This window comes from Sphaerothrix gracilis Ecp01, assembly GCF_030405905.1.
GTDB lineage: Bacteria > Cyanobacteriota > Cyanobacteriia > Phormidesmidales > Phormidesmidaceae > Sphaerothrix > Sphaerothrix gracilis.
Genome location: NZ_JASATW010000019.1, coordinates 98,336 through 108,379 on the forward strand (window position 1 = coordinate 98,336; position 10,044 = coordinate 108,379).

General features: G+C 52.1%; 4 protein-coding genes and 1 pseudogene. 3 read left to right on the plus strand and 2 right to left on the minus strand.

What is annotated here, in order from left to right; all coding sequences use genetic code 11:
- Nucleotides 1-445: 445 nt before the first annotated feature.
- Together QJQ48_RS19750 and QJQ48_RS19755 are read left to right on the plus strand one after the other, a co-directional pair.
- Entirely contained in the window at nucleotides 446-6,169 is a 5,724-nt protein-coding gene (locus QJQ48_RS19750) for a hypothetical protein (protein ID WP_346292970.1), read from the plus strand.
- Between the two features lie 13 nt (nucleotides 6,170-6,182).
- Nucleotides 6,183-6,596 (plus strand): hypothetical protein, encoded by a 414-nt coding sequence (locus QJQ48_RS19755; RefSeq protein WP_346292971.1) that lies wholly within the window; start codon nucleotides 6,183-6,185, stop codon nucleotides 6,594-6,596.
- A gap of 119 nt (nucleotides 6,597-6,715) precedes the next feature.
- Here QJQ48_RS19755 and QJQ48_RS19760 read toward each other — a convergent pair whose 3' ends face one another.
- Both QJQ48_RS19760 and QJQ48_RS19765 read right to left on the minus strand, forming a co-directional pair.
- Nucleotides 6,716-8,638, minus strand: coding sequence for an FAD-dependent oxidoreductase (locus tag QJQ48_RS19760; protein WP_346292972.1), 1,923 nt, complete (start codon nucleotides 8,636-8,638; stop codon nucleotides 6,716-6,718).
- A 137-nt stretch (nucleotides 8,639-8,775) separates the two neighbouring features.
- Nucleotides 8,776-9,045 carry a hypothetical protein gene (locus tag QJQ48_RS19765; RefSeq protein WP_346292973.1) on the minus strand — a complete coding sequence of 90 codons (270 nt, stop codon included), beginning with the start codon at nucleotides 9,043-9,045 and terminating at the stop codon, nucleotides 8,776-8,778.
- Between the two features lie 630 nt (nucleotides 9,046-9,675).
- Here QJQ48_RS19765 and QJQ48_RS19770 point away from each other — a divergent pair.
- Nucleotides 9,676-10,044 (plus strand): annotated as a pseudogene (locus tag QJQ48_RS19770) (abortive infection family protein); the annotation flags it as partial.

Here is a 10,044-nt window from a genome sequence, read left to right on the forward strand (position 1 = left end):
CTGGGTCTACTCCGAACTTTCCCTTAGCTTTCCCGACTTAGAAAATAGCCGCAACAGTCGCTCTAGGAGATCTCAGGGTTGCTTTAATTCTGCGCAGGTTTCTCTGTTTTAGATTAAGTTTTGATAAAGTCAGCTTTTCGCAGAAGTAAGTTCACCGCTTCTGACCGGATTTAGCTTTGCGGCAACTAAGCAGGCTCATTGCTTTGGCAAATCCGGAAGTTTCAGCCGCTGAAATTCGCTTTTAACAAGAATTTATAAGGATTGGCACGTCACGAAAGGCGCTTTGTATACTCTAGGAAATTGCTGATTCAATGCATTTTTCGGTTACTAGATAAATTTTGAGAGTTTTCATTAAGCCAGGGCGCTGTCTCGACTAAAAATGCGTTGCTCTCTAAGTTCACAGCTAATCATCGATTAGCTAGTTCTTCTAGCTTTGAGCCTGTCTATGAGTAGCCACTCTCAGCTCTCTCAAAATGCCTCTACCGGCGATCGCCTCAGCTCGACTTCGCCTGTTTCAGATGCTTTCTTCGGTCAAGCTGCCAATCAGCTACAGCCGCGCCCATTTGCTGCCAGCCCGCCGACCGGGAATCCAGCCAGCCAGCAGCCTTCTCCTGACACCCAAGCTCAGCTAGAACAGGCCAAACAGTCAGGCTTTGATGCCAGCAAAATTAGCCTGTTTACCGGTGGGACTGCCCCTCCCCAACCGCCCAGCTCCTCTCAGCTACAGCCCCAGCGCGCTGACTGTGTAGCGGAGCAGAAAGAGCAGTCGTTAGTTCAGGCCAAGCTAACGATTGGGCAGGCGGGCGATCGCTATGAGCAAGAGGCAGACCAGGTGGCAGCCTCAGTGGTTGAGCATCATGCTCTCCAAAGGCCAGAAGCCGAAGGGGGGCAGCAGACTCAGGCTCGGACTAAAAAGATACTTCAGACCAGTCTTGATCGCGCTAAGCAATCAGGCTTTAATCCTGTCAATGTAAACGTGCTACCCCTCGATGTCTTTGCCGCTCCCACTCAAGGTCAGACCCCAATCACTCGTGACTCATCCTCAATAGAGCCAGTCTCGGGGGCGCAAGGAGCACTAATTCAGCTTGACGAAGATGATACCTGGCAAGAAGCCCGTCGCCGTGCATTGAATATTAAGACAGCTCTGTTAGACGGCTGGACAGAAGATGAGGAAGAGGCCCTACGCCAAATTCGAGGGCAATCGGTTTTAATGCTTAAGGAAATTCGGGCCCAGTACAGAGCCGTTACGGGTGGTCATTCCCTAGAGGCAGACTTTAAAGAATACTGCAGCAGTAGTGAATATAAAGAAGCTCTCTCATGGCTTCATGCGGCTCTTTCCTTGGAAGACCGTATTCGCACTAATATCGACAAGGGCTGGCTATTTACGACTGAAAATGAGGCAGGCATTTTAGAGGTTTTACGTCAGGCCAGTCGCCCTGAGCTAAATCAAGCAGCCCAGTCTCCATCCCTCAAAAAGCTACTACGTGATGCTCTCAATGATGATGAGTACTACGAAGCTCGTAAATTACTAACACCGAATGATTTGTATGACCTGGTTGTAGAGCGCATTAGAAATGCTAATGGCTGGATCAATGACGATGAAGACGCCACTTACAACGTCCTCTTAGATCTAACCCCTGAGCAGAGACGTCGACTCTGGCGCAGCCACGATCCGCAAATAACAGGGTCTACCTTATTCGGCTTTATGAGCGCCAGCGAACGAGCCTCAGTCAGGGTAATGTGTTTGGGCAGTGAGGCTACCGCCCTGCAAGAGCGTCTAGATATTGCAACAACGGGTCTCGGTACGGATGATGACGCCGTAAAGCTAGTGGTGGAAAAAACTAAAAATGCCGCCCAGCAAGAGCAAGCTATTACCCAGATGCTCAAAACGGGTAAAAATGCTAAAGGTGAACCACTCACCCCAAAGCAGCTAGCTGAACTACAGGCCCAGCAGAATGCTTTAGGAGGAATTCAGCAAAATCTACTCACGGCTGAGCGAGATCGAGCAGGCGATCTCAAGTCAGGAACTTTTCTAGAGATGCTGCATGGCGATGTGAATGAAGCTGAATTTCAGTCGTTCACGGCCCAAATTGGCGTTTCTCAGTATGAGCGTGCTAAGCAACAGATTCTAGATGCTATTGGTTTCTTCAATGATGACGAAGCATCGATTTACAAAGCTTTTGATCAGGTAATAGGGACGATTGAGATACCGTTAGGAACTGAGGTGGCTCAGCTCACTGCTGAACAAAAGGCTCAGCTACAGCAGCAGGCGAGTCGAGAACTGCGTCAAAAGCTGATGCTCGATCCGCAGGTGAAGGCGGCCTTAGCCCATCTCAACCGTGATGAAAAAGCAATTGCGGCTGTTTACGCCTCAGCCAGCAGCTATGAGATTTCTCTAGAAAAGCTGAAAGCAGCCTACTACGGTTTAGATACTGACGAAGAGGAGATTTTTAGACTTGTTTGCCAGATGAGTGCCGCTGATCGACAGCGCCTACAGCGAGAGCGGCCCCTGATCTATCAGCGCTTATTGAGTCCAGTGAGTAGCTACCTTACCCTTCAAGAGCGCAGAATGCTTGAGACAGCGGTGCAGACCGGGAAGATTCCTACTGACACGGCTTTAGAGTGGGCCTTTGGAGGCAACTGGGACGGCACCGAAGATGAGATGCTGGAGCAGACCTTCGCGGCGATGGACGAAACAGAGCGCTACCAGTATCGTCTGGGATATTACCTGTTTAAAGGAGGAGAGTCGTTTGCTCAGCAGAAAGTTGATAAAAAAGCTGAGCAGGTAGCCTTGACGAAATTCCGACAGCTCTATCGCCGCATGGAGTCTGAGCTAGGAACGGATGACTTGCAAAAAGCTCTAGATCAACTACTGGGGACGCCAACACTGCAAGAACTGAAATCTGAACAGGGCCGCCTGATGGCAGCTCAAATTATGCGTAACCGGGTTGGAGAGAAAGGGGATATTCGGGAGGAGGATGTGATTTCCTCGGCCATTATCGATTCCTTCTCAGATACAGGAGAAGTTGCCGATCAGGCAGAAGTTCAGTTTGAAAGCGCTTACAAGCTAGCGATTGCGGATGGTAGACTCACCGCAGAGGAATTTGCGGCGTTAGCTGCCCTTGATGCTAACTTTGCCCAAAAATACGACGAGTATGTGGCTACGGTAGATCAGGTAGTCAATGTAGCCTCTACGGTGGCTGCGATCGCCGTGGGTATTGTAGCAGTGGTTCTCAGCGGTGGTTCAGGCGCACCAGCCGTAGCTGCCTTACTAAGCAAATTTGGTGTTGCAGCTACCACAGCCCAAAGTGTAGCAACCGCAGCCGCCCTAGCCGGAACTGCCAGTGCTACTGCCAAAGTTGGAGTATCAGAACTTGTGGGCGGATCTCACTACGATGCAGCCTCCACAGAAGGTTTGCAAGATGCCGCTGTCGGATTTACTGAAGGAGCGATGGCCGTTCTCTCGGCTGGACTCGCCCATCGTTTTACTAACATGGTTGGGCTAGGAAAAGCCGAGTTAGCAGGTGAAATGACCGCTGGAATTTTGGCCTCTAGTGAAGCAGCAGTGAATCAGGCAGGTCGAACTTTTGCCAGAGCCGGGCTTGAAGGGCTAATTGACGGCCTCTTATCAGGGGCAGTGGGTGAGCTAGTTATGACGGCTGCTGACAAAGCCGTTTGGAAAAAGTCTATTTGGGATGTGGTGCTCAGTTTTGGTCAGGCTATTCTCAAAGGCGGTGGTATTGGGGCAGTGACCGGAGTAGTGACCGGGGGGAGTCTAGAAGCGCTGACTACCTATGTGGGTGTGAAGCGGTTACAGAGCTTTGTGAAGCAGCTCGATGTAGCGGGCATTCATGAAGAGCGATTGAGCAGTCTCAGTATTGATGCTGTCCGAGGGCTAGGGAAAGCAGATGCAGCTTTAGCAGGAGGCAAGCTTGACGAGGCAGAAGCGGCTTTCAGAGCGCTAGAAGGTGTGCTAGAAGCTGATGAGTTGACTAAGCTACGGACTCTGCTGCATGGCTACTATAGCGACGTGGTGCAAGAAGCCGCTGTGCAAGGGCTGAAGAAAGCTCTAATCGGTCAAGGAGACGTCTCTGCTCAGGCCCGGGCCGCTATTGTCAATATTGGTGATTTTAAACAACTGCGAGCAATGGCGAGACGCGGTGATTTTGGCGATCCGGTAGCGGCTCAACAGGCCCTACAGGCAGCTCGCATGAAGCTCATTGAGGTAGAAGTCCTTGGTAGCCTGATCGAACCACAGCTTAAAGCCAAATACCCAGGCATCACAGTTGATTTCCAGAATTTAGGTACCCCTGGTTTCGGCAGTGATTGTGATATCACTATTCGGGTAACAGGAGGGCAGGCCGTCAGCGATGACATTGCCGCGAGCGTTGAGGGGGTACGAGACGCTTACAAAGAGCTGCGCCGCCGCGGGCTTGATCCAGATAAATCGTTGGATGCCAACTTTTACACTGAGCTGCACGAGGCTGCTGTTAAAGCGAGTCCAGCAGAAGCTGACCAGATTATTCAAAACCAAAGTACGGTTAGCCTAGCTGAGATGCGCATGAATATGGCGGAGGAGCAGTGGAAGGCTTATAAACAAGCGCAGTTGACTTCCTTAGGAGAGGGTAAACCCGCGCAGGGACTTCAGGGGCGCGTTGAAGCCCAAGCTCGAAAGCGACTGCAAGAGCAGCTAGAAGAAGCTGAAAAACTGGCGAGCAAACTCAAGGCAGGCGATCGTGAAGCCGTTTTAGCTGATCGCCAAGAAGCATTGCTCAAAGCGCTACAAGCAGGTGCTCCGGCACCGGAAATTCGCCAGCGCATGGCCGAAATCAAGCTGTTAGAACCTGATGCCTACGGTACGCGAGCCGCTGTAGAAGGCGTCGTAGGCTATCAGCAACGCCTCGCTCGGGGTACGGCTGCGGACTATATGAGGCTAGGTCGAAATCTGCCTGAAGATACAGCTGGTCGCTTTGCCGTCCTAACTCAAGAAGCTTCGGCGAGTTTGGCGAAGATGTTTAGCCATGCCAAACGATCGGGTGGCAATAGCCTGTCTGACGTGCGATCGCTTGCCAAGTACCTGGGCCGGGTTGATCAGACCTTCTATGAAGCCGGCCTAGATACGGGCAGTGATCTTATTAAGCTAAAAGATCTCTTAATGGCCGCTAAGCATGGCAGCGCTCCCGATGAGGATACCTTAACCGCTCTTAGAAAGTGGGCCAAACAAACAAATCGTGAAGGTCTTGATGCTCAGGCACTGCAAGATGCCTGGGTGCGCGAAGCTCAAGATTTGGCACAGCAAATGGTTGTCAAAATGCGCTCCGCTGAGCAAGCTGCCTACGTGATGCGACCCTCTTCTAAAGCGTCTGTGCCGGGGCCGGTCAGTATTGGAGGCAGCCAAGCCTCAAGTGTTGCCTCTCCCAAACCCGGGGGGGGACGGGCTGGCATTGATGAGTATGGCTGGAGTCAAAGATTAGGTAATCATCTGTCTAAAGATGAGATTTACCAGCAGGCAGAAGCCTTACGTCAACGTTTGATGGGTCAGAAAGATGTGGGTAAGGTTACGCGGGCACTGCAAGAATTTGGCATTCCTGCCGATACTCAACTCGTTGCGGCTGTGAAGCGTTACAACTTTGACAGTTCCGGAATTGCCTTCGTACCGGAAAACTATGATGCTTGGCGCCGATTAGCCACAGGTCGAGGTACCGTAGACGATGCTCGTTATCTAGTCCATGAACTGGCTGAAGTGAAGGAGCTTCAGCGAATTCAGCAAGAGACCGGCTTCGACTTTATGGGCAGTGATTTAAGCAAGCTGAGTCGAGAACAGCGCAGACAGTGGACGGCTGATTTCAATCGCTACTACATGGCAGCTCATGCTAAAGCGCTCGAAACTGAATACGACTTCATTGCTCAAGAGGTGGCAAATGTCACTAACAATCGAGTTCGCATCTCAAGAACAGTGGCTGCTGCCGTAGATCCTACACGGGATGAAGCCCGTTTGTATATGCTCATTGATAGCGTTCCCTTAGCAGATCATCCAAACTTCAGTCAGTGGCAGCAGCGATCGAATGAAGTTGTCGAAGTTGGCAGCGGCGCCAAGGAAAGATTAGGATTGAGCACAAATCCGACTTTGGCAGACCTAGTGGATGCCCTTAAGCGATCGCGGCTCTGAGAGGAGAAACTAAATGCTAAAGGACAATGAATTCAACCAGCTGGCTGCGAATCTGCAAAGCGAAGATCTAGCCTTACGAGTGTCTGCCCTAAAGGAATTAGCTCAAAATCCTACGGGCGACAAAAGAGTTTTACCAATTCTAGAGTCTCTTTTGCAGGACAAAACGCCATGCCTGGTTATGCTTCCCTATCGCTTTGGCGAGGTTCGTTGGATAGCAGCCCATGCCCTAGCTGCTGAATATGCTGTACTGGATCTGGACAAGAAAGTGAGATTAGAAGGCGTTGTTAGGCCAATTAATACTCAAGAATTTGCCACCTTAGAGAAAGCGGCTAACTTGAAAAGTGCAGGAGGTGTCAACGGCGTTTTAGCAGCTTTTGCAACGCTCCGTGAATTAGGTCATTTACCGACTTATGAGCTTGAAATTTAGCTTTAGCAGTTGCAAACGTTAATAGCCGCCGATCTACCTAGATTGGATTTGTAAGTATCAAAGCTACCTTAGCGGCTATCCTCCTCTATCCTCTATTCACAAACTTCTACATTCACAACTTACCAGCGCCAGCTCAGCCCCTGCTGCCGTAGATGCTGCTGTAGTTCTGGCAGGTATCCTGCTTCTGTGATCTCAGCAGGCGTTGGCGCTGCATCCGTCTGGGTTACCAGCCAACCTGCCGTGGCTCCGGCGGCTGCGCCCACGCTCCACTCGCTGTAGTGAATCCGCGTCACCGCGTTGACAATGTGGGTCACAGCGATCGCCTTGCCGCCCAGCAGCACATTATCAATACCCTGGGGAATCAAAGCCTCTAGGGGAATCAGCGCCGGACGCACCACAAACTCGCGAGCCGGAGCCGCCGTCGCTTCCCCGGATGGCTCCCAGTTGCGATAGCGGCAGCCGTGAATATCAATGTCATAATGGGCGAGGGCAACGGCTGAAGCGCTGAAGTCTCGGCCTCCGGCTTGGTCTTTGCGCAAGTCGGCTTCGCGCAGCATGAACTCTGACTGCCCGTACGCTTCCCGGCCCAGGATGCGGCGGCCTTCGCGGATATAGGGGGTCATGCTGAGGCCAGACTGAGTACCCATTGGCGCGGCAGCTCCAGCCATGTATGCCAGGGGAAAGTCTTCGGTGGCCTGCGTTTCCAGCAGCCACTTAGCAAACAGCAAAGCCCGGTCTTCTGCATGTTTGAGCGAGAGGGTTGAGAGTCCGCCCAGCCAGTTTTGCCGCTGACCGGAAGCGGCTAGCTCAGCCTCGGTCAAAATCAGCGGCGGGTTCATCCAGTTCCAGTCGTTGCCCCGGTTCCAGTTGATCATGGTGATGTCGCCGGGGGCAGGCGAGGTGGTGTAGGGGTTGTTGCGGGTAGTGCTGACGATGCGGCGATAGTGGAAAAGGCTGCGTCCGGCAAAGACGGGAAAGCCCTCTAGCTCAAAGTTGGCAATATGTTCTTTCGCCGGGTAGGTAGACTCCACCTGACTCAGCCAGGCTAGGCTTTCGCCGTCGTCTTCATGGAGGGCGATCGCGAAAGGATAGGTAATCGCCTGGGTGCACTGGGGATTATCGCGATCGCTGCCGTTGATTTCCCCGGTCGTCGTTTTCGCCTCTGATCCCAGCCGATGGGGAATCCCGGCCCAGCCCACCAGTTCCCCCGTGTCGGTGGCGTCAATCACCAGCAGCGTTTCTCCCGGCGGCGGCTCCAGTCGTACCGCCACTTTGTCAAAGGTGTCGCTAGGCGACCAGCTATACCAGTCACTAATTTCCTGAGACAGACGACCTGAAGGCACATAGTCTGCCCGCCGGGGACGGCGCTGGACGGCGTAGACGGCGGTAATCGTGTCTCCAGCGGCGTCAAATTCGGCCCCTTTGAAGGCGGTGGAGGTACTCCAAAGGCTGGTGGGAGCAGACTGGGCGGCGCTTTGCAACAGCTCGGCTGAGGCGGTAGCCCCTGCTACTGGCGGAAAACAGAGCGTCCCTACCCAGCAGGCATTGATCTCAGTCACGGGCACCGGACTTTCGACGGGTACCCAATCCGGCAGCATCACCTGCTGCTGGGCGATCCGCTGGCGAAAGTCGGCCCAGCTAGGGGAATAGTTCTGGCGATCACGCATTTGCAACGACTCATCCAAAGCCGAAACTCCCTGACTGCTGACCTGCCCCCCCAGCCAAGGGGTGAGTTCGATCAGGCAGGTAGTCGCCCCAGACTGCATCGCCTGCGCCGCCGCCGCCACGCCGCCCAATGAACCGCCGATCACCACCACCTGACACTGCCAAACCGCCTGGGGTGACGGTAGCGGATCGAGCTGGGGCCGCCCGTTGAACTGGCGGGGCTGGGGGAGCTGACCTAGAGCGCTGCTGAGCGCGATCGGCGTGGTGCCAGAAAAGGCGCGGGGCTGACAGGCCGAGAGCAGCAGGGCAGCGCCTAGACCCAGGTAGCTGAGCCACTGCCGCCAAGCCGGTGAGCATATGGGTTGCGATCGCGCCATTGGCTATCTCCCGTTTGCAATTTAGAGCTGTACCTTAGCATTTCGCTTGGGTCTGCGTCGTGGGGTTGAGAGGCGTAGACCCCTCCTAGCCTCCCCTTGCCAAGGGGAGGTGCCGTAGGCGGTGGGGTTGAGGCGCTCTATTCCAGGCGAACTAGTTTAACCAGCAGGCTCATGGCGTGGCCGGGGTCGGGGGTGAGGATGATGCGATCGCCGGGAATTTGCAGGGTGTTTGTCCAGCGGATGACCTCGGCGTAGCCAAGGGCTTGCAGATGTTTTTTGGTGCGCTCGACCAGCGGCGGCTGGCCGATGAGGATATGGCGAATGGGCTGGTAGTCGTTGTCGCGAGTAGGTTCGCTGACGGGTAGGGCGATCGCGGTGGGGCGATCGCTGCTGTGCTCTTGAAACATGGGGATTTCTCCTGTGTGGGTTTGAGTCTGAGGAGAGAGAGGTAAAGGACGAAGGATGAAGGCAGAATGATGAAGTCAAGGGCGTTTTGCACCATTTCCTCCACCGTTAAAACTTCTGCCTTCTGCCCTTCGTCTTCTGCCTTTTCACGCTCCTCAGTTCCCAAAAACCTAGCCACCCCGACAAATTGCAGCGCAAATCGAGGTGGCTAAGGGATACAATCCCAAAAGCCGCCAGACTGCTCGGTACAGTTTGGGGGTTAGCTTCCTAGACGGTGTTACCAGCACCTCTAGGGAGCGCTAAGTTTTTGAGTCTGTGCGTATGTGAACGGCTGTAACGGGATTAAGCGCAACAGCTTAATGGGTGAGTGTAGGACATTGCGCGATCGGCGTCAAGCGGGGAGTGCGATTGTTTTTGGAGCGTGAGCTACTGCTGTATCTCAGAAAATAGATATTGGTAATTTCTAATGCAACAATCTAATCATTCAAATCTGACGCTAAATATATAATTAGTCTAATTTACGATGCAAGCAGCAATTTTTTACTCAAAACGTCTATTGGCTTGTAATTCCTTATAAAGAAAAAGAAGAAATTGACCACCTACTCTTTAAAAGTGGCTACAATTAGTTAGAAATGCATTTAAAACTAAAGCAAATGCCTGATTTGTCAAGCACTGATAAATTAAAACTTGAAAAGCTATTAGAGATGGAAGGCGGCTATGTTCTTGATTTTTCAAATAGAACTTTTCAGGAATTCATAATTGAAAATTCAGGGATTGATATATATAATGCCAAATATGAATACAATAGTGGTTCTAAAGCTAATCGATTAAGAGCTTTCTGGGATAAAGAGCATAACTACACTGTTGGAAAATTAATTGTTAGTTTGTTGGAATATTGGAAAGCAAAAAAAATAATAAACGGCATAGAAATTACATTAGCAGAAAAAGATTTGTTTGACGAATGCTGCAAAATAGCAGAACGTCTTATAAAAGATAAAATT

Excerpts from the sequence above, each read along its gene's own strand:
- QJQ48_RS19750 (WP_346292970.1), top strand. The coding sequence starts at position 446 with ATGAGTAGCCACTCTCAGCTCTCTCAAAATGCCTCTACCGGCGATCGC.
- QJQ48_RS19755 (WP_346292971.1), top strand. The coding sequence starts at position 6,183 with ATGCTAAAGGACAATGAATTCAACCAGCTGGCTGCGAATCTGCAAAGC.
- QJQ48_RS19760 (WP_346292972.1), bottom strand. The coding sequence starts at position 8,638 with ATGGCGCGATCGCAACCCATATGCTCACCGGCTTGGCGGCAGTGGCTC.
- QJQ48_RS19765 (WP_346292973.1), bottom strand. The coding sequence starts at position 9,045 with ATGTTTCAAGAGCACAGCAGCGATCGCCCCACCGCGATCGCCCTACCC.